General features: G+C 68.8%; 23 protein-coding genes and 1 tRNA gene. 15 read left to right on the top strand and 9 right to left on the bottom strand.

All coding sequences use genetic code 11. From position 1 onward, the window contains the following. Nucleotides 1-74: 74 nt before the first annotated feature. From ACAV_RS24690 to greB, 7 genes are all read left to right on the top strand, one after another. A complete protein-coding gene (locus ACAV_RS24690; RefSeq protein WP_041828809.1) occupies nt 75-698 on the top strand; it encodes a DUF4376 domain-containing protein in 624 nt (207 codons plus the stop codon). Between the two features lie 99 nt (nt 699-797). Next, nucleotides 798-1,079, top strand: coding sequence for a hypothetical protein (locus ACAV_RS17335; RefSeq protein WP_110088654.1), 282 nt, complete (start codon nt 798-800; stop codon nt 1,077-1,079). Further along, nucleotides 1,076-1,765, top strand: coding sequence for a lysozyme (locus ACAV_RS17330; RefSeq protein WP_013595886.1), 690 nt, complete (start codon nt 1,076-1,078; stop codon nt 1,763-1,765). Before ACAV_RS17335 ends, ACAV_RS17330 begins: the two co-directional genes overlap by 4 nt. Next, nucleotides 1,762-2,127, top strand: a complete 366-nt coding sequence (locus tag ACAV_RS17325) for a hypothetical protein (protein ID WP_013595885.1) — start codon at nt 1,762-1,764, stop codon at nt 2,125-2,127. The genes ACAV_RS17330 and ACAV_RS17325 overlap by 4 nt, the downstream gene beginning before the upstream one ends. Next, the gene (locus ACAV_RS17320; RefSeq protein WP_013595884.1) at nt 2,124-2,450 is read left to right on the top strand and encodes a hypothetical protein; all 327 of its coding nucleotides are present in this window, start codon (nt 2,124-2,126) and stop codon (nt 2,448-2,450) included. Before ACAV_RS17325 ends, ACAV_RS17320 begins: the two co-directional genes overlap by 4 nt. A 145-nt stretch (nt 2,451-2,595) precedes the next feature. Further along, a tRNA-Arg gene (locus tag ACAV_RS17315) sits at nt 2,596-2,672 on the top strand. Nucleotides 2,673-2,768: 96 nt separating this feature from the next. After that, a complete protein-coding gene (gene greB / locus ACAV_RS17310) occupies nt 2,769-3,338 on the top strand; it encodes a transcription elongation factor GreB (protein WP_013595883.1) in 570 nt (189 codons plus the stop codon). Between the two features lie 40 nt (nt 3,339-3,378). Here the strand turns inward: greB and ACAV_RS17305 are convergent, their stop codons facing one another. The 4 genes from ACAV_RS17305 to ACAV_RS17290 form a co-directional block, all read right to left on the bottom strand. Then, nucleotides 3,379-5,646 carry a RelA/SpoT family protein gene (locus tag ACAV_RS17305; protein WP_013595882.1) on the bottom strand — a complete coding sequence of 756 codons (2,268 nt, stop codon included), beginning with the start codon at nt 5,644-5,646 and terminating at the stop codon, nt 3,379-3,381. A gap of 114 nt (nt 5,647-5,760) precedes the next feature. After that, nucleotides 5,761-5,964, bottom strand: coding sequence for a DNA-directed RNA polymerase subunit omega (gene rpoZ / locus ACAV_RS17300; RefSeq protein ID WP_011796632.1), 204 nt, complete (start codon nt 5,962-5,964; stop codon nt 5,761-5,763). A gap of 18 nt (nt 5,965-5,982) precedes the next feature. Then, a complete protein-coding gene (gmk, locus tag ACAV_RS17295; RefSeq protein ID WP_013595881.1) occupies nt 5,983-6,603 on the bottom strand; it encodes a guanylate kinase in 621 nt (206 codons plus the stop codon). A 43-nt stretch (nt 6,604-6,646) separates the two neighbouring features. Next, on the bottom strand, nt 6,647-7,558 hold the full coding sequence (locus ACAV_RS17290; RefSeq protein WP_174270277.1) for a YicC/YloC family endoribonuclease: 912 nt from the start codon (nt 7,556-7,558) through the stop codon (nt 6,647-6,649). Between the two features lie 85 nt (nt 7,559-7,643). On the opposite strand from ACAV_RS17290, the gene ACAV_RS17285 reads away from it, so the two are divergent. From ACAV_RS17285 to hemW, 5 genes are all read left to right on the top strand, one after another. Next, nucleotides 7,644-8,666: a serine/threonine protein kinase gene (locus ACAV_RS17285; protein ID WP_013595879.1), complete on the top strand. Its 1,023-nt coding sequence runs from the start codon at nt 7,644-7,646 to the stop codon at nt 8,664-8,666. After that, the gene (locus tag ACAV_RS17280; protein ID WP_013595878.1) at nt 8,663-9,577 is read left to right on the top strand and encodes a PP2C family protein-serine/threonine phosphatase; all 915 of its coding nucleotides are present in this window, start codon (nt 8,663-8,665) and stop codon (nt 9,575-9,577) included. The genes ACAV_RS17285 and ACAV_RS17280 overlap by 4 nt, the downstream gene beginning before the upstream one ends. Nucleotides 9,578-9,701: 124 nt before the next feature. Then, on the top strand, nt 9,702-10,463 hold the full coding sequence (rph, locus tag ACAV_RS17275; protein WP_013595877.1) for a ribonuclease PH: 762 nt from the start codon (nt 9,702-9,704) through the stop codon (nt 10,461-10,463). 27 nt (nt 10,464-10,490) lie between these two features. Further along, a complete protein-coding gene (rdgB, locus tag ACAV_RS17270) occupies nt 10,491-11,090 on the top strand; it encodes an RdgB/HAM1 family non-canonical purine NTP pyrophosphatase (protein ID WP_013595876.1) in 600 nt (199 codons plus the stop codon). A gap of 71 nt (nt 11,091-11,161) precedes the next feature. Continuing rightward, a complete protein-coding gene (gene hemW / locus ACAV_RS17265; RefSeq protein ID WP_013595875.1) occupies nt 11,162-12,412 on the top strand; it encodes a radical SAM family heme chaperone HemW in 1,251 nt (416 codons plus the stop codon). A 39-nt stretch (nt 12,413-12,451) separates the two neighbouring features. On the opposite strand, the gene ACAV_RS17260 is transcribed toward hemW, so the two are convergent. Then, nucleotides 12,452-12,787 carry an I78 family peptidase inhibitor gene (locus tag ACAV_RS17260; RefSeq protein ID WP_013595874.1) on the bottom strand — a complete coding sequence of 112 codons (336 nt, stop codon included), beginning with the start codon at nt 12,785-12,787 and terminating at the stop codon, nt 12,452-12,454. Nucleotides 12,788-12,904: 117 nt separating this feature from the next. After that, complete coding sequence (locus tag ACAV_RS17255) at nt 12,905-14,308, bottom strand: SPOR domain-containing protein (protein WP_013595873.1); 1,404 nt, start codon at nt 14,306-14,308, stop codon at nt 12,905-12,907. A 243-nt stretch (nt 14,309-14,551) separates the two neighbouring features. Between ACAV_RS17255 and ACAV_RS17250 the strand changes: the two genes are divergently transcribed. Next, complete coding sequence (locus ACAV_RS17250; protein ID WP_013595872.1) at nt 14,552-15,358, top strand: SDR family NAD(P)-dependent oxidoreductase; 807 nt, start codon at nt 14,552-14,554, stop codon at nt 15,356-15,358. 50 nt (nt 15,359-15,408) lie between these two features. On the opposite strand, the gene ACAV_RS17245 is transcribed toward ACAV_RS17250, so the two are convergent. Genes ACAV_RS17245 through ACAV_RS17235 form a run of 3 tightly spaced genes read right to left on the bottom strand, consistent with a single transcriptional unit; the run spans nt 15,409 to nt 18,889 of the window. Next, nucleotides 15,409-16,692: an SAM-dependent methyltransferase gene (locus ACAV_RS17245; protein ID WP_013595871.1), complete on the bottom strand. Its 1,284-nt coding sequence runs from the start codon at nt 16,690-16,692 to the stop codon at nt 15,409-15,411. Further along, on the bottom strand, nt 16,689-17,504 hold the full coding sequence (locus tag ACAV_RS17240; protein WP_013595870.1) for a DUF1365 domain-containing protein: 816 nt from the start codon (nt 17,502-17,504) through the stop codon (nt 16,689-16,691). Before ACAV_RS17240 ends, ACAV_RS17245 begins: the two co-directional genes overlap by 4 nt. Continuing rightward, a complete protein-coding gene (locus ACAV_RS17235; protein ID WP_013595869.1) occupies nt 17,501-18,889 on the bottom strand; it encodes an NAD(P)/FAD-dependent oxidoreductase in 1,389 nt (462 codons plus the stop codon). Before ACAV_RS17235 ends, ACAV_RS17240 begins: the two co-directional genes overlap by 4 nt. 104 nt (nt 18,890-18,993) lie before the next feature. Between ACAV_RS17235 and ACAV_RS17230 the strand changes: the two genes are divergently transcribed. Continuing rightward, entirely contained in the window at nt 18,994-19,659 is a 666-nt protein-coding gene (locus ACAV_RS17230; protein WP_013595868.1) for a sigma-70 family RNA polymerase sigma factor, read from the top strand. Next, complete coding sequence (locus ACAV_RS17225) at nt 19,656-20,327, top strand: ChrR family anti-sigma-E factor (protein ID WP_013595867.1); 672 nt, start codon at nt 19,656-19,658, stop codon at nt 20,325-20,327. Before ACAV_RS17230 ends, ACAV_RS17225 begins: the two co-directional genes overlap by 4 nt. The last annotated feature ends 27 nt before the right edge of the window (nt 20,328-20,354 follow it).

Raw genomic sequence — 20,354 nt, 5'->3', positions numbered from 1 at the left:
ACCCCGGTGGGCTTCGGGATCGTCCCCGGGAGTCCTCCGACCTATCCAGACAACGCTCACTCAGAAAGTGTGAAATGCAGTTCATCAATACACAGACCAGGCGCTGGCCCATGTCCATGGAGGACGTCGTGGCCGAAGAGCAGGCAGCTGGCGTCATCGCCGTGATCGGCGACGGTTATCAAGGGCATGGCCCCTATCGGACGGTTGGACAAGGCGAGCAGCCTCTACATGATCCGCTGACCGAATTCATCGTGCCGCTGGCCCCTGAGGCCGATGAGGATGGCAACTGGGTCCAGGGTTATGAAGTCCGGTCCATGTCGGCCGGCGATATCGAGCAGGCCCTCCAAGCCGACAAGGCGCGGCTGATGGCCGCGGCAACGGCTCGGCGCCGGGCTGCGGAAGCAGGGGGCTTGACGCTTGCAGACGGCAAGCGGCTTGGCACGTCCATAGAGGACCAGAACCGCATCACTGGGTTGGTTGCGAACGCGGAAATTGCCGGTCTCGTGTCCTTGGACTTCAAGTCCGAGAGTGGCTGGATCACGCTGTCGGTGGGCGATCTGCACACCGCCGCCGCCGCCATGGTCACGCATGTGCAGGCCTGTTTCTCTGCAGAACGCAAGCACCACGAGGCCATCGCTGCGCTGCAGAACAGGGCTGATGCTGCTAGGTACGACATAGAGGCCGGTTGGCCGATATGACCGCGACAGCTGCCACTCGGTGCCTGCGTCCAGCAGGTTTTTTTTCGCCCGCAGACTTCGGAGGATGCATCAATGAACAAGACTACAGCCGGGAGGCTCATGAGATTCGACCCCACCATCAACACCGGGACCATCGTCCAGACCCTGGTGTTCGTGGGCTCCGTGACGCTGGCCTATGGTGCCTACCGCGAGGACCAGACGCGGCAGGACGGACGCATTGCCCAGGTCGAGGTGCTGGCCGAGAAGGACCGCGACGCCACCCGTGAATCGCTGCGCGAGATCAAGGGCCGGGTGGACGACCTGCAGCGCAGCAACCAGGACATCAAGGAGTCGCTTGCGATCCTGCGCGGGCATGCAGTGGAGCCGGGAGGACGCAAATGACCATGGTGACTTCCGGGCGCGGCATCGCGCTGATCGAGGAGTTCGAGGGTTTCCGCGCCCAGGCGTACCGCGATCCCGTGGGCATCTGGACCATCGGCTACGGTTTCACGCGCGGCGTGCGTGCCGGGGACACGATGACGCGCGAGCAGGCCGATGCCCGCCTGCGCCAGGAGCTGGGCGAGTACGAGGCGGGCGTGGCGCGGGCCACGGGCGGCCGGGCCACGCAGGCGCAGTTCGATGCGCTGGTGTCTTTCGCGTTCAACGTGGGCGTCGAGGGCATGGCCGCTTCCAGCGTCCTGCGGGCGCACAACCGTGGCGACCACGAAGCTGCTGCGCGGGCATTCGCCCTGTGGAACAAGGCCGGAGGCAAGACGTGGCCCGGGTTGACCCGGCGCCGTGCCGCAGAGGCTGCGCTGTACCTGGGCGATGCGCCTGCCGGCATGCCCCGGGCCGTCGAGCCCGAGCGCACCATGGCAGAGAGCACGATCAACCGCGCAGGCGTCGCCGCAGGCAGCACTGCGGCGGTGGCCGCCATCGCCGAGACGGCGCGGGCGGTCAGCGACATCAAGGCCAGCGCGGACAGCCTGGGTGACTGGCTGCAGCCGTTGCTGATGGTGGCCGTGGTGGCGCTGTGCTCCTATATCGTCCGTGAGCGGATCCGTGTACGGCGGGAGGGCTGGTCATGACCCCGCTGCACTGGCTGCTGCTGGGGAGCATGGCGGGCAACGGCTTGCTGGGCTGGGCGTGGCTTGGCGAGCGGGACGCGGTAGCTGCGGCGCAGGCGGAGGTGTCTGCCCGGGGGCGGCAACTGGCCGGCGCGCAGGGCGCTGCGCAGGCATGCACTGCCGCCGTGGATGCCCTGCGCGCCCAGGCCGACCAGCGGTCGCATGCGGCTGCGGAGGCTCGCCGTGCCGCCGCAGCCCGCGCGCAGGCCCGGGACCGGCGCGCGGATGACATCCTGGCCCGGCCCATGCCGGTGCCTGGCGACGCGTGCGCCAGCGCCCAGGCCCGAGTGCAAGCCTGGCTCCAGGAAAGGAGCAAGCCATGAGCATGGGGAGCGCGTGCATGATGGTGCTGCTGGCCATGGCATCGCTGGCGGGATGCGCCGGCACGACGCACACCGATGTCCTGCAAGTCCGAATACCGGTGCCGGTGGCTTGCCAGGAGCCGGTGCCCGAGCGTCCCTCCATGCCCACGGAGGCGTTGCGGCCCGGTGCTTCGCTCGATGACTTCGCGCGTGCCGCGATGGCAGAGATCGAGCGCCGTGAGGGCTACGAAGGCCGGCTGGCTGCTGCCCTGGAGGCGTGTCGCATGCCGTTCGTTGCAGTTCCTGGAGCCGCGCCATCGCCGGCGCCGCGTCCCGATGCTTGAAAAGCCGCTTTTTTCTTCGGCAGGCCGGATTTCTGTACTACAATAGCGTTCTGCTTCTGATGCGACGGAGTTGATCCGAAAGGTTCAAAAAAGTCTCTCAGAAGTTCTTGAAGAGTGGCAAAACCATGCTATAATTCAAAGCTTAGCGGCTGTAGCTCAGCTGGATAGAGTACTTGGCTACGAACCAAGGGGTCGTGGGTTCGATTCCTGCCAGCCGCACCAAATGGTAAGCCTCGTGATGTCAAAGTCACGAGGCTTTTTCCATTTTCTGCCAGCTGCCGCTGGTGGTCGTCATCATCACCTGGAGCCGACCGATCCATGAGCAAGGCCTTCACCAAGGAAACGGACAACGCCCCCGACGACGATGCGGAGCTCCCGTCCGCGCCGCCGTTGCCCGCCGGCAGCAAGAACTACATGACGCCGGCAGGCTATGCGCGGCTGCGGTCCGAACTGCTCGAGCTGATGGACAACGAGCGGCCGAAGGTGGTGGAGGTCGTTCACTGGGCTGCGAGCAATGGCGACCGTTCCGAGAACGGCGACTACCTCTACGGCAAGAAGCGCCTGCGCGAGATCGACCGGCGCATCCGCTTCCTGACCAAGCGCCTGGACATGGCCGAGGTGGTCGATCCTTCCCTGCACCACGGCAGCGACCAGGTGTTCTTCGGCGCCACGGTCACCTACGTGGACGACCTGGACGTGGAACGGACGGTGACCATCCTGGGGATCGACGAGGTGGACAGCAGCCAGTCGCAGGTGAGCTGGGTGTCGCCCGTGGCGCGCGCGCTGCTGAAGGCGCGCGAGGGCGACGAGGTCCGGCTGGGGACGCCTGGCGGACTGCGCACGCTGGAGATCCTGCGGGTCGAATACCCCGCACGGACGCCTTCCTGAGACCCTTCCTGCGCCCATTGGGGGCGTGAAGGGGGGGCGGCTAGGGCGACGGAAGGATGCGGAAGGCGCGCAGGACGGCCGTGGTGCGCCGCAGGTTGCGCAGCGCGGCCTCGACGTGCGCCTGGTCGCGCACGGCCACCACGAGGCGCAGGTCGGTCGTGTCCATGGCCTTTTCCTCGTCCATGTCCACATGCACGATGTCCGCCTCGGAGCTGGCGAGTTCCGCGGCGATGCGTGCCAGCACGCCCTTGCCGTTGGTGACAGTCACCACGATGCCGGTTTCGAACATGCGGGTCGGCTCGTCCGCCCAATCGACGGTGATGAAGCGCTCGCTGTCCTTGTGCTGCAGCTTCTTGGCCACACCGCATTGGGCGTTGTGGACGACGAGGCCTTCGCCGCGGCCCAGGTAGCCGACGATCGGGTCGCCCGGTACCGGCCTGCAGCAGCTGGCGTACTGCACGGAGGCGTTCTCGCTGCCGTCTAGCGTGACGCCGCCCTGCGAGACATTTTCGTGCGAGGTGTAGCGCTCGCGGGTCAGCAGCAGGGCGTCGGGGCGGTGGCCGTGTTCGGCCATCAGCACCATGAGCCGTTTGGCCACGATGCCGGCGATGCGCTTGCCCAGGCCGATGTCGGTCATCAGCTCGGTGCGCGTGCGGTTGCCGGTGAAGCGCAACAGCTTGTCCCAGAGGGCCTGGTTCTCGTCTTCCGACGGCAGGCGCTCCAGCCCTTCGGCGCGCAGGGCCTGGGTGAGCAGCTTCTCGCCGAGGCCGGCGGACTCGGTGTGGGCGAGCGTCTTGAGGTAGTGGCGGATCTTTGATCGGGCTCGCCCGGTGCGCACGAAGCCCAGCCACGCGGGGTTGGGGGTGGAAACGGGCGCGGTGATGATCTCCACCACGTCGCCGTTCTTCAGCTCGGTGCGCAGCGGGACCTGCTCGTTGTTGATCTTCGCGGCTGTGGCCCGGTCACCCACGTTGCTGTGGATGGCATAGGCGAAATCGACCACCGTGGCGCCGCGGGGCAGGGCCATGATCTGGCTCTTGGGCGTGAAGACGTAGACGGCGTCCGGGAACAGGTCCACCTTCACGTGGTCCCAGAACTCGGCGGCGTCGCGCGTCTCGTTCTGGATGTCCAGCAGCGACTGCAGCCACTTGGTGCCCAGGCGTTCGGCCGTGCTGCCTTCGGCGTTCTCGGCCTTGTAGAGCCAGTGCGCCGCAACGCCGGCTTCGGCCACCACGTGCATCTCCTCGGTGCGCATCTGGAACTCGATGTTGACACCCGAGGGGCCCACGAGCGTGGTGTGCAGCGACTGGTAGCCGTTGAGCTTGGCGATGGCGATGTGGTCCTTGAACCTGCCCGGCACGGGCTTGTAGAGCTGGTGGAGGACGCCCAGTGCGGTGTAGCAGTCGGTCACCGACGACACGATCACCCGGAAGCCGTAGATGTCCGTCACCTGGGCGAAGCTCAGGTGCTTGGTGTCCATCTTCTGGTAGATGGCGTAGAGCGTCTTTTCGCGGCCGGCGAGCCGGGCCTTCATGCCGATGCGGGCGAAGGCGGCGTCCACCTCGGCCTGCACTTTCTGGATGAGGTCGCGCCGGCGGTTGCGCGCCTTGTTCACCGCCTTGGAGAGGGTGGCGTAGCGCCACGGGTGCAGGTGGCGGAAGGACAGGTCCTGCAGTTCGCGGTAGGTCTGGTTCAGGCCCAGGCGGTGGGCAATGGGGGCGTAGATCTCGAGTGTCTCGGATGCGATGCGGCCCCACTTGGTGCGGGGCATGTCCGAGAGCGTGCGCATGTTGTGCGTGCGGTCCGCCAGCTTGATCAGGATGACGCGCACGTCGCGCGCCATGGCCAGCAGCATCTTGCGGAAGGATTCGGCCTGGTTCTCCTCGCGGGTGTTGAACTGCAGCTTGTCGAGCTTGGTGAGGCCGTCCACGAGTTCGGCGACCTGCGGTCCGAAGCGCTCCAGCAGGTCGGCCTTGGTGACGCCGCAGTCTTCCATCGCATCGTGCAGCAACGCCGCCATCAGGGCCTGGGCGTCGAGCTTCCAGGTGGCGCACTGGGCGGCCACCGCGATGGGATGGGTGATGTAGGGCTCGCCGCTGCTGCGCAGTTGCCCCAGGTGGGCCTTGTCAGCGAATTTGTAGGCCTGCCGCACCTGCTCGATGCTGGCTGCATCGAGGTAATCGAGGTTCTCGGTGAGCGAGGCGAAGCTGGCGGCGGCCGCATTGGCGGCTGCCGCGGACACGCCCGCCGCCGGGGCGCTGCCGGGGCGCGGCTCCGGGGCGGAGGGTTTGGTCAGGACCTCATTCATACCCTGAAATGTAGCGTGCTCGCGCCATGCCGGCCGGAGGCAAAAAAAAGCACCGCCTGGCGGTGCTGTTGCTCGGGGCGTGTGGAATACGCCCAGGGGTGACGGCCGGCAGGTTCAGCCGGGCACCTTCTTGAGCATCTCCAGGCCGATCTTGCCTTCGGCGATCTCGCGCAGGGCCGTCACGGCGGGCTTGTTGCGGCTCTCGATCTTGGGGGCGTGGCCCTGGCTCAGCATGCGCGCGCGGTACGTGGCTGCCAGGACGAGCTGGAAACGGTTCGGGATGTGCTCGAGGCAGTCTTCAACGGTGATGCGTGCCATGCGGATTCTCCTGGCGGTCTAGACGATATTGAGGGATTCGAAGGTGTCGGCACGTGCCCGGCGCTGGGCTGCGTACTTGAGCCGCTGGGCGTGAACGACGGTTTTCATGTCGAAAAGCGCCCGTTCGAAAAGCTCGTTGATTATAACGAAGTCGAATTTCTCGGCCTGCGCCATCTCGATGGCTGCATTCTTGAGCCGCAGCTCGATCACGTCGGGAGCGTCCTCGCCGCGGCGCTCCAGCCGCGAGCGCAGCTCTTCCCAGCTCGGCGGCAGGATGAAGATGAGCACGGCGTTGGAGAAGGCCTCCTTCACCTGCATGGCCCCCTGGAAGTCGATCTCGAGGATCACGTCCGCGCCCTGCCCGATGCGCTCTTCGATGCTCTTGCGGGAGGTGCCGTAGCGGCGGCCGTGCACGTGCGCCCACTCGATGAAGCCGTTGGCGGCGACCATCGCGTCGAACTCCTGCTCCGAGGTGAAGAAGTACTCGCGCCCATGCCGTTCCTGGCCGCGCGGAGGCCGCGTGGTGTGGGAGACGGAGGGCTGCACGTGGGAGTCGAGTTCGAGCAAGGCCTTGACCAGGCTCGACTTGCCTGCGCCGCTCGGCGCCGCCACTACGAAGAGATTTCCGGGATAGTCCATACGGGATGTGCGCGGGCTGCTATCAAAACAGGAGAATTATCGCTCACTCGATGTTCTGGACCTGTTCGCGCATCTGCTCGATGAGCACTTTCATGTCCACGCTGATGCGGGTCAGGTCCATGGCGGCGGACTTGGAGCCGAGGGTGTTGGCCTCGCGGTGCAGTTCCTGGATGAGGAAGTCCAGCCGCTTGCCGATCTCCCCGCCCTTCTTCAGCAGGCGCTCGATCTCGTCGAGATGGGAGTCCAGGCGCGTGATCTCTTCCGCGACGTCGATGCGGATGGCGAACGCGGTGGCTTCCGCCAGGGCCCGGTCCTGTGCCGCCTCGGGCACCGGCACGCCTTCGGCCAGCGCCATGGCTTCCTTCCAGCGCTCCAGGAAGCGCTGGCGCTGCTGGTCCACCAGCTGGGGCACCAGGGGCGTGGCCTGGCGTGCCAGGGCGCGCAACTGCTTCAGGCGGTCCTGCAGCATGGCGGAGAGCCGCTTGCCCTCGCGCTCGCGCGCCGCCACCAGGTCTTCCAGGGCCCGCTGGGCGAGGGCCTGGATGTCCTCGGGGCTCCAGGACGCGGAAGACGCCGAGGAACCTGCGCACAGGCGCAGCGCGTCCGCCACGGACAGCGGCGCAGCGGACGGCAGCCAGGCACGGACGGAGTCCTGCGCCGAATTGAGCTGCTGCAGCATGCGTGCGGAGGGTGGGGCGATGAGGCCCTGGGCTTCCGATTCGATGGAGGCGCGCACCTCCACCTTGCCGCGCTTGAGGTGCTGGGTGACGAGGGCGCGCAGGCCCGGCTCCTGGGCCCGGAGCTCGTCGGGCAGGCGGAAGGAGAGATCCAGGAAGCGGCTGTTGACGGAGCGGATCTCGATACCCAGGCGGGCGGGGCGGGCACCGCTGTCGGCATCGGTGGCGGAGGCTTCGAGCTGGGCGCTCGCGTAGCCGGTCATGCTGTAAACTGCCATCGGACTTTTTCGGTGATTGCTTGCGATCCGGCGATTATCCGGGTTCCTTTTCCCGATCGGGACGCGTCCAGGTTTTTTCGCGAATATGTCAAAAATCAAGCCGGCCCCCCTGCCGCCCGACACCATGCTGGGCGGCTACCGCGTGGTACGCCGGCTCTCCTCCGGCGGCTTCGGCGTTGTGTACCTCGCAGTCGATGCGGAAGGCCAGCAGGTCGCCATCAAGGAGTACCTGCCTTCCTCCCTCGCCACGCGCTCGCCGGGCGAGTTGCTCCCGAAGGTGCCCCCCGAGAAACTGTCGCTCTATCGCCTCGGACTCAAGAGCTTCTTCGAGGAAGGCCGCGCCCTGGCCCAGATATCCCATGCCTCGGTGGTCAGCGTGCTCAACTTCTTCCGGGAGAACGAGACCGTCTACATGGTGATGAACTACCTGGAAGGCGCCACGCTGCAGGATTTCATCATCACCGCGCGCGACCTGAAGACGCAGAAGGTGTTCCGCGAATCGACGATCCGCTCGCTGTTCGACGAGGTGCTGCGGGGCTTGCGCATCGTGCACCAGCACAAGATGCTGCACCTGGACATCAAGCCGGCCAACATCTTCATCACCGACGACAACAAGGCCGTGATGATCGACTTCGGTGCTGCGCGGGAGGTGCTGTCGAAGGAGGGCAACTTCATCCGGCCGATGTACACGCCCGGCTTCGCGGCGCCCGAGATGTACCGTCGCGATTCCTCCATGGGGCCGTGGACCGACATCTACGCCATCGGCGCCTGCATCTATGCCTGCATGCAGGGCTTTCCCCCGAACGAGGCGCCGCAGCGTGCGGAGAAGGACCGGCTGTCGCTGGCCCTGAGCAAGCTCCGGGGCGTCTATTCAGACAACCTCATCGAGGTGGTGGAGTGGTGCATGGCGCTCGATCCGCTCTCGCGCCCGCAGTCGGTCTTCGCGCTGCAGAAGGAGCTGAGCCGCGAGGGCGAGCGCCGCTACACCAAGCTGTCCGTCGGCGAGAAGATGCGGCTGCAGCTCGATACGCTGGTATCGGATACCAGGAAGAACGTACAGAAGGTGGGCGAGGCCACGCGCCTCGGCGGAGGGGCGAAACAGAAATGAAATTCTCGGTCTTCCAGGTGAGCCGCCGCGGCGGCCGCGAGATCAACGAGGACCGGATGGGCTATTGCTACACCCGGGAGTCCGGCCTCTTCGTGCTGGCCGATGGCATGGGGGGGCATCCGGAGGGCGAGGTGGCCGCGCAGATCGCGGTGCAAACGGTGTCCGCCGCGTTCCAGCGCCAGGCCAAGCCCACGCTGCCCTCGGTGGACGCCTTCCTGGCCGAGGCCCTGCTGGCCGCACACCACCAGATCCTGCGGTATGCCAGCGACCGGGGCATGCTGGACACGCCCCGCACCACGCTCGTGGCGGCGGTGGTGCAGTCGGGCAGCGCGAGCTGGGTGCATTGCGGGGATTCCCGCCTCTACATGGTCCGCTCCGGCGAACTGCTCACGCGCACCCGCGACCATTCCTACATGGAGCTCCGGAATGCCTCCCTGCCCGGCATGGACCGCATGAACCGCAACGTGCTGTTCACCTGCCTGGGTTCTCCGACCAAGCCCATCTACGACATCACGGGGCCTGTCGCGCTGGAGCAGGGCGACCGGTTGCTGCTGTGCTCCGACGGCCTGTGGGGCGCGCTGGACGACGCCTCCATCGCGCGCCAGCTCGGAAGGCTGCCGGTGTCCCAGGCGGTGCCGGAGCTGGTGGAGGATGCCCTGCGCAGGGCGGGGGATAGCAGCGACAACGTCACGGTGGTGGCCATGGAGTGGGAAACTCCGGATACCTTCGAATCCACCCAGGGCATATCGACGCACAGCATCGGCGACGACGGCTTCGAGTCCACGATCCAGGCCGGGCCGTTCGAGGCGGGCGCGGGCGACGAACTGGACGATCTCGACGACGAAGCGATCGAACGCTCCATCGCCGAGATCAACGAGGCCATCCGCCGCTCGGCTGCGCGCAAGGCCTGAAGCCGCGGCGCAGGCTGTGCCCGGCGCTGCCTCGGCGGGCGCTCCTGCCGTGCGGGCCGTGCGCTTTCCATGCCGGCCGCGGCCGGGTGGCCCATTCAATCCCTTTCACACGCGCTTGCATCCCATGCCTTCATCCTCCCTTTCCGTCCCTTTCGAGCGCAGCGCGGGCCGCGGCGTCGATGCCCTGCGCCCCGTACGCATCACCCGCCACTACACCATGCATGCGGAAGGCTCGGTACTGGTCGAGTTCGGGCATACCAAGGTGCTGTGCACGGCCTCTGTCGAGGAGCGGGTGCCTCCGCACAAGCGCGGCAGCGGCGAAGGCTGGGTGACGGCGGAGTACGGCATGCTGCCCCGCGCGACCCACACCCGCAGCGACCGCGAGGCCGCGCGGGGCAAGCAGAGCGGCCGCACGCAGGAAATCCAGCGCCTGATCGGCCGCAGCCTGCGGGCGGTGTTCGACCTGCGCGCGCTGGGCGAGCGCACCATCCAGCTCGATTGCGACGTGCTGCAGGCCGACGGCGGCACGCGCACGGCAGCCATCACCGGTGCCTGGGTGGCTGCGCACGATGCCGTGTCGGCCCTGCTGGCGGGCGGGAAGATCGCCGCGTCGCCCATCACGGCGCCGCTGGCGGCCGTGTCGGTGGGCATTGTGCAGGGCACGCCGCTGCTTGACCTGGAATACACCGAGGATGTGCAGTGCGACACCGACATGAACGTCGTCATGATGGACGGCGGCCGGTTCGTCGAAGTGCAGGGGACGGCCGAAGGCGTCGCGTTCACGCGCAGCGAGATGGACCGGCTGCTCGACCTGGCCGCGCAGGGCGTGGACGCGCTCATCGCGCTGCAGCGGCAGGCATTGTCGGTGCCTGCATCCGGCGTGTGAGCCCCTTTTTCCGAAAGCCATTCCACCATGAAACTCGTCCTCGCATCCAACAACCGCGGCAAGCTGGCCGAACTGCAGAGCATGTTCTCTCCCCTGGGCGTGGAGCTGGTGCGGCAGGCGGACCTCGGCGTGGGCGAGGCGGACGAGCCTTTCCATACCTTCGTGGAGAATGCCCTGGCCAAGGCGCGTTTCGCCGCGGAGCACACCGGACTCCCGGCGCTGGCCGACGATGCGGGCCTGTGCGTGGATGCCTTCGGCGGCCAGCCGGGCGTGCAGACCGCGTACTACGCCACCCGTTTCGGCTACGAGAAGGGCGATGCGAACAACGTGCGTGCGCTGCTGGAGCAGATGCAGGGCGTCGCTTCGCGGCGCGCGGCGATGGTGAGCACGCTCGTGGCGGTACGCAACCCTGAAGATCCGGAGCCCCTCATCGCCGTGGGCCGGGTGGTCGGCGAGATCACCACCGAGCCGCGCGGCAGCGGGGGCTTCGGCTTCGATCCGGTGATGTTCATCCCGGAGTTCGGCAAGACGTTCGCCGAGCTGCCGGTGGAGGTGAAGAACGCGCACAGCCACCGGGGACGGTCGGCGCAGCAGATGCTTGCGCTCATGCGGGAACGCTGGTTCTGACCCGTCCCGGCGCCCAGGCCCGAACGCCTCGCCCTTCCTGCATTCCCCCGTCTTCCAACGTTTCCCTTCCCGTGTCCATTCCCATCGTTCCTGCCGCCCATCCGGGCGCCGAAGAGGCGCCCGCTCCGCTGCGCGACGTGCGGCATTCGATGCGGCCCGGCGTTCTGAGCCTGGGCGCCCCGCCGCCGCTGTCGCTGTACGTGCACCTGCCCTGGTGCCTGAAGAAGTGCCCCTACTGCGATTTCAATTCGCATGAGGCGCGGGGTGGCGCGGGGGCGCTGCAGGAGCAGCGCTACCTGGATGCGCTCATGGCGGATCTCGAAGCCGCCTTGCCGCTCGTCTGGGGGCGCACGGTGCACAGCGTGTTCATCGGCGGTGGAACGCCCAGCCTGTTCTCGCCGGAAGCCATCGACCGGCTGATCAGCGGGGTGCGGGCGCGGCTGCGGCTCGAGGCGGACGCCGAAATCACGCTCGAGGCCAATCCCGGAACCTTCGAGAAGGACCGCTTCCGCGCCTACCGCACGGCCGGGGTGACGCGGCTGTCCGTCGGCGTGCAGAGCTTCGACGACCGCTTCCTGCAGGCGCTGGGGCGGGTGCATGACCGGGCGCAGGCCCTGGCTGCAGTGCAGGAGGCCGCACAGGCGTTCGATACGTTCAACCTCGACATCATGTACGCGCTGCCCGGGCAGAGCCTGGAGGACCTGGAACAGGACGTGGCGCTGGCGCTGTCGCTCCAGCCGCCGCACCTGTCCATCTACCACCTGACCATCGAGCCCAACACCTATTTCGCGAAGTTTCCTCCGGTGGTGCCGGAGGACGACCTGGCCTATGCCATGCTGGACCGGATCACCGAGATGACGGAGACGGCGGGGCTGCGCCGCTATGAGATTTCTGCCTATGCCCGTCCGGGGCACCAGTGCGTGCACAACACGAACTATTGGCAGTTCGGGGACTATCTCGGCATCGGCGCGGGGGCGCACGGCAAGCTCAGTTTCGCCCACCGCGTGGTGCGGCAGGTGCGGTTCCGCGATCCGCAGCGCTACATGGAGCAGGCCCTGGCCGGCAACGCCGTGGCGCAGGACCACGAGGTGCGCAGGGCGGATCTGCCGTTCGAGTTCATGCTCAATGCGCTGCGCCTGCGCGAAGGTTTCGCGCTGCAGGATTTCGCGGACCGTACGGGACTGCCGCTGAGCGCCATCGCGGGCGCGCTGGACGAGGCCGGGCGCAAGGGCCTCATCGTGAGGGACGCGGCGCGTGTGCGCCCCACGGAGCGCGGTTTCGATTTCCTCAGCGACCTGCAGGAGCTCTTCCTGGCCGATTGAAGCGGGTTCGGGGCGGGCCACGGCCCGCGGTGGGCCTGATCAGCCGCAGCGGGCCGCGGTGATGCGTCCGGACGCATCCACCTCGAGGTTGAGACGCTGCGGGTCGTATTCCTTGGTAACGATCTGCCCGGGGCGCAGCAGCCGTGCGAGTTGGGACCCGGACCGCACGCGGGCATCCTCGACCACTCTCGCGGTGCTGTTCTGGCCGATCAGTGCCTGGGCCGGCTGGGCGTTGCAGGTGCCGCCCATGGGGGCCCCGGTCGGTCCGACCGGGGCCGGCGCGGGCTGTCCGCCCCACGGCATGTTCGCCGTGCTGCAGCCACCGGCGAGGAGTGCGAAGGCGGCGGTGGCGAGAAGGCTGGCAGTGGTGCGCATGGATGGAAGCTCCGTCATCTGGAAAAGGTGGGCAGGGTGTCTGGTGCCGGACCTTAGCGCAGCGGGCGGTCCGGGACCGTCACGAGCGGTAACACGCGGCTGCCGCGGGTGCCGGCGTCACGGACGCTGCGCAGCCGCGGCCGAGGTTTCCAGCCCGAGGGCCCGGATGCGCGCGGCGGCTGCATTGGCTTGCGACGCCGAGGTGAACGGGCCGGCGCGCACCCGCAGCAGTTCGCGGCCATCCGCCGCGGTGACCGGCTGCGTGCTTGCCGGAATGCCGGCTCCGCGCAGCATGCCGTGCGCGCGTTGCGCATTCGCAGGTTCGGCAAAAAGGCCGACGTTGATGTAGAGCTTGCGAGCGGGTACCGCTGCGGAATCGGTGCGGTCCGCCGTGGCCGGCGCGGCTGGGCGCGAAGCCGTGGGGGCGGCCGTGCGGCGGGAGGCGGCGCTGGCTGGTGCCTGGACCGGCCGGGCCGATGCGGGTGCGGATGCCGCCGGAGACCGCGCAGAGGCGTTGCCAGGCACTGTGGGGGATGAAGCACTGGACGCAGCGGATGCCGGTACCACGGCCGGGGAGGCCGAGGAAGCTGCCGGGGCCGGACTTGCCGTGGCCCGGGGCGCCGCGCTGGCAGTCTGCCGGGGCGGCGTGGGCAGGGATGTGGCCGCCGGGCTGCTGCTCGGCGGCGCTGCCGCCCCGGAGCTTGCCGACGCCGACGCCTGCACCGAGGGAGCAGAGGGCCGGGATGCTCCGTCGGTCGGCTCGGCTGCCGATGGTGCAGAGGTGGGTGCCGCAGCGACGGGGACGGAGGCCGGACCCGCGGTGCCTGCGGCCGATGCGTCCCCGGGCAGGAGGGGCGGCGCGTCGGATGCAGGTGCCTGCGCGGTGGACGCCGAAGCCCGTGGGCCCTCCGCGGCAGCAGGCGGGGCGTGGGCGGCGGAGGAAGGTCCCATGGCGGACAGGTCCGGCTGGAACAGCAGCAAGGCGGCCATCAGCAGGGCCAGCACGGCGTTGGCCGCGCCGATCCAAATGAGCCGGCGCTGCGTCGGCGCATTTTCTTCCAGCCGTTCCTGGGCCTGGGCGAGCGTGGCGGAGGCAGCGAGCGCCTTGGTGATCCGCTTGCGGATTTCGCCATGGACGATGGCGTTGCCGTAGAGCCCCGGGATCACGGTGGCCGCCAGCAGCACCGCCAGGCCCAGGCCGGCGAGCACGGGAAGCGGCCAGGTGCCGGTGTAGCGGCCGACCCCGACGGCCAGGAGCGCCAGGCCCTCGAGTGCGGCGACGTAGACGAGCGCTGCGCTCCACAGCTGCCGGAACACCATCCAGTTGAGCGTGAGCAACGCGGCTGCCCAGTTCCATCCGGGCAATGTGCGGCCAGCCTCGTCGAAGCGCTCGAAGGCGGGCAGGTACCTCGCCGCGCCAATCGGGCCCAGGGCGGCGCGGTACAGCGCGGCCATGGTGCTTTCCGTGGAGCGTCGGGCGGTGGTGGCGGCTGTGACCGCGTAGGCCGAGGGTGCGGACATGGTCCGGATTCTGGCATGGGCCGCGCGCGGCCCGGCAGGCCGCCTGGCAAGGAAAAGCGCGGTTTTGTCGCCGGCCTGGGCGGCGCGGTGTCCGACAGGCAGGTGCCGCGGTGGCTTCCAACATGGCGTGCATGGAGGCGCCCGAACCGCTCGTGCCTGGCCCATCCTGCGTGGAAAGCGTGGGGTGGCGATGAGCGGCGGGTGCCGCGCCTTTCACGCATCTGCTTGGAAAGAGGTCTGGCAATGGAATCAATCGAAGGCAACAGGGAGGCCATGCGGCCCCTGGCGGTGGTCACTGGAGCATCTTCCGGAATCGGCCTGGAACTGGCGCGGTGTGCCGCCCGGGGCGGCTACAACCTCGTGCTGGCGGCGGACACCCCCCTCAACGGAGCGGCCGACGCATTGCGTGCCGAAGGCGCCGAGGTCGAGTTCATCCAGGTGGACCTGGCCACGGCCGAAGGGCTGGAAAAGCTCTGGGCGGTCATTGGCGACCGCATGGTGCATGCGCTCATGGCCAATGCGGGCCACGGCCTGGGCGGGGCCTTCCTGGACCAGCCTTTTGCCGACGTGCGCCACGTGATCGATACCAACGTGACCGGCACCGTGTGGCTGGTGCAGCGCGTGGCGCAGCGCATGTGTGCGGCCGGCCGGGGGCGCATCCTCATCACCGGATCGATCGCCGGTTTCCTGCCCGGCAGCTTCCAGGCCGTGTACAACGGCACCAAGGCGTTCGTCGATTCGTTCGCGGCCGCGCTGCGCGACGAACTGCAGGATTGCGGGGTGACGGTGACCTGCCTCATGCCGGGCGTGACCGACACCGGGTTCTTCGAGCGGGCGGGCATGCTGGACACGAAGTTCGGCACCCAGTCCGACAAGTCCGATCCGGCCGAGGTGGCGCGCACGGGCTACGCCGCGATGGAGGCCGGGGAGGCGGACGTGGTGGTGGGGCTGGGCAACAAGCTGCAGGTGGCCCTGGCGAAGATGGCCCCCTCCCAGCTGGTCGCGGCGCAGCACCGCAGGATGGCCGAGCCCGGCACGGCCGACCGCTGACGCTGGCGGCGCACCACGGCCGTACGGCGCAGCCGGTCCGGGCTGCTCGCTCAGCCGTCAGCGTGCTCCAGGGTGTAGAGGCCCACGTCGATATGCCCCGTGCGGAAGCCGGCTTCGCAGTAGCACAGGTAGTACTCCCAGAGTCTGCGGAACGGTTCGTCGAAGCCCAGCGGCTCGATCGACGGCCAGGCGGCCTGGAAGCGCTGGCGCCATTGGGCCAGGGTGGTGGCGTAGTCGGGGCCGAAGGTCTCGCTGGAGCAGATGCGCAGGCCCGCGCCCGCGGCCTGGCTGGCGAGCGCCGAAGGCGAGGGCAACATGCCGCCGGGGAAGATGTACCGCTGGATGAAGTCCGCCCCCGAGCGGTAGTGGTCGAAGTGGCGGTCCGCGATGGTGATCACCTGCAGTACTGCGCGCCCGCCCGGTCGCAGGCGGGCGCGCAGTGTGGCGAAGTAGGTGGGCCAGTAGGCCTCGCCGACGGCTTCCAGCATCTCGATGGAGACGATGTGGTCGAAGGTGCCGGGCACGTCCCGGTAGTCCTGCAGCCGCAGTTCCACGGAATCCTGCAGCCCTGCCTGCCGCATGCGCTCCTGCGCGAAGCGCAGTTGTTCTGAAGACAGCGTGATGCCCGTCACCCGGGCGCCCCGCCGGGCCATGTCCTGCGCCAGCGCACCCCAGCCGCAGCCGATTTCCAGTACCTCGTCGCCGGGTTGCAGTGCCAGGTGCTGCGCGATGCGGTCCAGCTTCACGACCTGGGCCGCCTCGAGCGATTCCGAGCCCGTGGGATAGATCGCGCTGGAGTAGAGCATCGACGGGTCCAGCCACTGCGCGTAGAAGTCGTTGCCCAGGTCGTAGTGGAAGGCGATGTTGCGCCGGCTTCCGCCGCGCGTGTTGGAGCGCAGCAGGTGGCGCAGCCTGCCGGCCCAGCGTGCCGGCCAGCCGCCTCCGATGGCGCGGCTCCAGGGGGCCTCGTTGCGGCTGCCGCATTCCAGCAGGGCCACGAGGTCCGACGTGGACCATTCACCCCGGCGGTACCCTTCCGCCAGGCCGAGGTCGCCGCCGGTCAGCAGCCGCCACACGGGTTTCCATCCGTGCAGGACCAGCGTCGCCTGCGGTCCGGGCTCTGCGCCGGCGCCGTGCAGGGCCCTGCCATCCGGCAGGTGCACCGAGAGTGATCCGCAGGCCATGCAGGAGAGCAGCCTGTGCAGCAGGGGCTCCAGGGGCCGGTGCAACCAGGGCCGGGCAGCGGAGCGACGCCCATGCGGCAGGTGGTGGGCGGACGATTCCGTGGACAGGCCGCTCGCGGCCTTCGTGGGCGAGGTGGAGGAGGGCGTCATGTTTCTTCGGGGCGGATGATGGTGAGGTGCCGCTCGGGGGCAGGTGGCTTGGCATGGACTTTCACGCCCTTGAGCCAGATCTGCAGCGCTTCCCAGTGGATCGCGCCCATCACCTTCAGCGTGAGCAGGGGATGCGTGAAGAAGGCCCGGGCGAGCGCGCTGTCCGTCAGGGGCCGCAGGCGCAGCCGCCATGCCGCGTGGAGCACGGGGCCGGCGGCGTCGCCAGCCGTCACGCCGAGCGACAGCCCGTCGCCGGGGACCTGCGGGCGCCGCAGGTCGAACGCATAGCGCAGGGACAGGGGCAGGAAGGGCGAGACGTGGAAGGACTTGTCGCACCCATGGCGCTGCCGTGCGTCGTGCGCCTGTGCACCGGGCACCTCAACCAGGTAGCTGTGGCGCTCGCCGAAGGTGTTATTCACTTCGTAGAGCACCGCGAGCAGGCCGCCGTCGGGCCGGTGGCAGGCATACACCGTGAGCGGGTTGAAGGCGTATCCGAGGATGCGCGGCATGGTCAGCATGCGGATGGGACCGATGCCGGCCAGGATGCCTGCTGCGGCGAGCTGGCGCTCCACGTGGCTGCGCAGCCTCTCGCCCGTGCCCGTGCCGTAGTCCCGTTCGTGCAGGCTGAACAGGTTGAACCGGTTGAGGGAGAAGAACCGCAGCCGGCGCGCCAGTTCCGGCAGCTCGTCCACGTCCAGCCAGAGTGCATGGACGCGGTAGCGCAGGCGATGGCGTGCAGGGCGGTGGCGCTGGTGCGTCACTTCCCCGAGGCACAGGGCGCTGCCGGGTACCGGCGCGGTCGCGGGAATCATGCGGAGGCTCCGGGCGCATGCGCCGGCGTGCAATGGATGCGGCCGGATTCGTTCGGCACCGACCAGGGGCGCCGGACGCCGCCCAGGGCCTCGGCCACGGCGAGGCCTGCCTGCAGCCCGTCCTCATGGAAGCCCGCGCCGAAATAGGCTCCGCAGAACCAGGTGCGCCGCTGTCCCTGGAGGTTCCACAGTTGCCGCTGGGCGCGCAGCGCGTCGCCGTCGAAGATGGGGTGTTCGTACGTTTGCGTGTGCAGCACGCGGCGGGGATCGGGTTCGCGGACCGGGTTCAGGGTCACGAACAGGGGCAGGTCGTCCGGCAGGTGCTGGAGCCGGTTCATCCAGTAAGTCACGCTCAGGCCGTCTGCCAGGCTGCGGTCGCTGTCGTAGTTCCAGCTGGACCAGACCGCGCGGCGGCGCGGCATCAGGGCCGGGTCGCTGTGCAGCACGGTGCGGTTGCGGCTGTAGCCGAACGCGCCCAGCCAGCGCGACTCCTCCGGCGTGGCATCGGGCAGCAGGCGCAACGCCTGGTCGGCATGGGTCGCGATCACCACATGGTCGTGGCGGCGGGATTCCCGTGCGTCGGCAGTGCGGACGTGGATGCCGCCGTCCGTGCGGCGCACCTCCACGGCGGGCCGCTCGAGCGACAGTCCGTCCTGTCCCAGGGCGGCCACGAGCTTGTCCACATAGCGGCGGCTGCCGCCCCGGACCGTGCGCCAGGCGGGCCGGTGGCCCAGGTTGAGCAACTGGTGGTTCTCGCAGAACCGGACGAAGGACTCCGTGGGGTACTCGCCGATGCGTGCGGCGGGGGTGGACCAGATGGCCGCCGCCATGGGGTAGAGGTGGTCTTCGCGGAAGGCACGGCCGAAGCCGCGGCGGTCCAGGTATTCATCCAGCGGCATCAGGCCCATCTGCTGCGCGTCGCCCGGGGCGAGCCGGTAGAAGCGCACCAGGTCCCGGAGCATGGACCAGAAGCGCGGGCGCAGCAGGTTGGCGCGCTGAGCGAACAGGCCGGACAGGCCGGAGCCGGAATATTCCAGCGCCCCGCCGTCCATGCTGACCCCGAACGACATGTCCGTGGCAACGGTTTCCACCCCGAGGTGCGCGAAGAGGGCGGTGAGGTTGGGATAGGCCGATTCGTTGTAGACGATGAAGCCCGTGTCGACGGCTACGGTGCCGGCCGGCCCCTGCACGTCCACCGTATGGCTGTGCCCCCCGGGCCGTGCATCGGCCTCGTACACGGTCACCCGGTGGCGGCTGGCCAGCAGCCAGGCTGCGGCCAGGCCGGAGATGCCGCTGCCGATGACGGCGATGTCGAGCGGGCCGTTGCGCGGTGCCCCGCCTGCGGAGCCGCCGCCAGCGGCGGACATGTCTGGTGTCGTTCTCATTGGAGTCCTCGGATGCTGCCGTGCTGTACGCATCTGCCGGGCTCTTGGATTGCGATGCCGCGGGGCGTGATCTAATCCGCCCATCGCTGCGTAATGGCAGCATCATGACCATCGTCCGCAAGCCCCTGGCAGAGCAGCCTCCCGCGAGGACCGCTTCCACTCTGCCTCCCTACCTGTCGATTGTGTCGAAGTATCACACCGAAGGACTGCCTTCATCGCCTTCGTCGGAAGCCTGGATCGCCCTGGTGCGCGCCGTGGCCGACCACGGGGACCGGCAGGCCTTCGCGGCGCTTTTCAAGCATTTCGCCCCGCGGGTGAAGGCCTACCTGATGCGCCTCGGCCTGGCGGAGGGCGTGGCGGAAGACCTGGCGCAGGAAGCGATGGTCAATCTCTGGCGCAGGGCGGGCACGTTCGATCCGGCCCATGCGGGTGTCTCCACCTGGGTGTTCACCATTGCGCGGAACCTGCGCATCGACCATCTGCGCCGCAAGTCCAACCAGTTGTCCGACAGCGACGAGGGGCTCGACATCGCCATGGACGACGATGGCCCCGAGGAACTGACCTACGCCGCCCAGTGCGAAAGCGATGTGCGGCGGGCGATCGAATCGCTCGCCCCCGAACAGGCGCAGGTGCTGCGCCGCTCCTTCTTCGAGGACCAGCCCCACGCCCGGATCGCCGAGGACCTCGGCATCCCGCTGGGGACCGTGAAATCCCGCGTGCGCCTGGCCGTACGCCACCTGCGCCGCCTGCTCGGCGCCCATGCGCCATGACGATCCACCACCACCCTGGAGATGACCTGCTGCTCGACCTGGCCGCGGGACGGCTGTCGCCGGGGCCGGCGCTGCTGGCCGCGGTGCATGCCGAGATGTGTCCGCAGTGCGGGCAGCGCCTCAGGGCCCTGGAGGCCGTGGGAGGCGTGTTGCTGGAATCGCTGCCGCCCTGCACGCTGAGGCCCGATGCTCTTTCCCGCGTGCTGGGGGCCATCGATGCCCTCCCTGGGGACGAGGCACGCCGGCCGGGTGCGGCTACCCCGCCCGTGGCGGGCGGCCCCGACTGGCCTGCGGGAGCCTCGTGGCCGCAGGCGCTGCGCGGCATGGCGTTTTCGCCCTGGAAATGGATTGCCCCGGGCATGCGCTGGAGCCGTCCTCTCTCGCCGCCGGCCGGCGACGTGAACGTGTTCCTGCTGCGCATCGGCCCCGGCCGCAGCCTGCCTGCCCATACCCATGGCGGGCTCGAATGGACGCAGGTGCTGCACGGCGCCTTCCATGACGGGCATGCGCTGTTCGGCGCGGGGGATTTCGATGCTGCCGACGGCAACGTGCACCACCAGCCGGTGGTGCAAGGGCCGGGGGACTGCATCTGCCTGGCGGCGGTCGATGGCCGCCTGCGCTTCGACGGGATGCTGGCGCGGCTGGCGGGCAGCCTGGTGGGCATGTAGGGCCGACCCGGGCAGGGCCAGGCCCTG

It is taken from the genome of Paracidovorax avenae ATCC 19860 (assembly GCF_000176855.2).
Lineage (GTDB): Bacteria > Pseudomonadota > Gammaproteobacteria > Burkholderiales > Burkholderiaceae_C > Paracidovorax > Paracidovorax avenae.
This window is presented reverse-complemented; position numbering and strand designations above follow the sequence as displayed.

Excerpts from the sequence above, each read along its gene's own strand:
- ACAV_RS24690 (WP_041828809.1), top strand. The coding sequence starts at position 75 with ATGCAGTTCATCAATACACAGACCAGGCGCTGGCCCATGTCCATGGAG.
- ACAV_RS17335 (WP_110088654.1), top strand. The coding sequence starts at position 798 with ATGAGATTCGACCCCACCATCAACACCGGGACCATCGTCCAGACCCTG.
- ACAV_RS17330 (WP_013595886.1), top strand. The coding sequence starts at position 1,076 with ATGACCATGGTGACTTCCGGGCGCGGCATCGCGCTGATCGAGGAGTTC.
- ACAV_RS17325 (WP_013595885.1), top strand. The coding sequence starts at position 1,762 with ATGACCCCGCTGCACTGGCTGCTGCTGGGGAGCATGGCGGGCAACGGC.
- ACAV_RS17320 (WP_013595884.1), top strand. The coding sequence starts at position 2,124 with ATGAGCATGGGGAGCGCGTGCATGATGGTGCTGCTGGCCATGGCATCG.
- greB (WP_013595883.1), top strand. The coding sequence starts at position 2,769 with ATGAGCAAGGCCTTCACCAAGGAAACGGACAACGCCCCCGACGACGAT.
- ACAV_RS17305 (WP_013595882.1), bottom strand. The coding sequence starts at position 5,646 with ATGAATGAGGTCCTGACCAAACCCTCCGCCCCGGAGCCGCGCCCCGGC.
- rpoZ (WP_011796632.1), bottom strand. The coding sequence starts at position 5,964 with ATGGCACGCATCACCGTTGAAGACTGCCTCGAGCACATCCCGAACCGT.
- gmk (WP_013595881.1), bottom strand. The coding sequence starts at position 6,603 with ATGGACTATCCCGGAAATCTCTTCGTAGTGGCGGCGCCGAGCGGCGCA.
- ACAV_RS17290 (WP_174270277.1), bottom strand. The coding sequence starts at position 7,558 with ATGGCAGTTTACAGCATGACCGGCTACGCGAGCGCCCAGCTCGAAGCC.
- ACAV_RS17285 (WP_013595879.1), top strand. The coding sequence starts at position 7,644 with ATGTCAAAAATCAAGCCGGCCCCCCTGCCGCCCGACACCATGCTGGGC.
- ACAV_RS17280 (WP_013595878.1), top strand. The coding sequence starts at position 8,663 with ATGAAATTCTCGGTCTTCCAGGTGAGCCGCCGCGGCGGCCGCGAGATC.
- rph (WP_013595877.1), top strand. The coding sequence starts at position 9,702 with ATGCCTTCATCCTCCCTTTCCGTCCCTTTCGAGCGCAGCGCGGGCCGC.
- rdgB (WP_013595876.1), top strand. The coding sequence starts at position 10,491 with ATGAAACTCGTCCTCGCATCCAACAACCGCGGCAAGCTGGCCGAACTG.
- ACAV_RS17260 (WP_013595874.1), bottom strand. The coding sequence starts at position 12,787 with ATGCGCACCACTGCCAGCCTTCTCGCCACCGCCGCCTTCGCACTCCTC.
- ACAV_RS17255 (WP_013595873.1), bottom strand. The coding sequence starts at position 14,308 with ATGTCCGCACCCTCGGCCTACGCGGTCACAGCCGCCACCACCGCCCGA.
- ACAV_RS17250 (WP_013595872.1), top strand. The coding sequence starts at position 14,552 with ATGGAATCAATCGAAGGCAACAGGGAGGCCATGCGGCCCCTGGCGGTG.
- ACAV_RS17245 (WP_013595871.1), bottom strand. The coding sequence starts at position 16,692 with ATGACGCCCTCCTCCACCTCGCCCACGAAGGCCGCGAGCGGCCTGTCC.
- ACAV_RS17240 (WP_013595870.1), bottom strand. The coding sequence starts at position 17,504 with ATGATTCCCGCGACCGCGCCGGTACCCGGCAGCGCCCTGTGCCTCGGG.
- ACAV_RS17235 (WP_013595869.1), bottom strand. The coding sequence starts at position 18,889 with ATGAGAACGACACCAGACATGTCCGCCGCTGGCGGCGGCTCCGCAGGC.
- ACAV_RS17230 (WP_013595868.1), top strand. The coding sequence starts at position 18,994 with ATGACCATCGTCCGCAAGCCCCTGGCAGAGCAGCCTCCCGCGAGGACC.
- ACAV_RS17225 (WP_013595867.1), top strand. The coding sequence starts at position 19,656 with ATGACGATCCACCACCACCCTGGAGATGACCTGCTGCTCGACCTGGCC.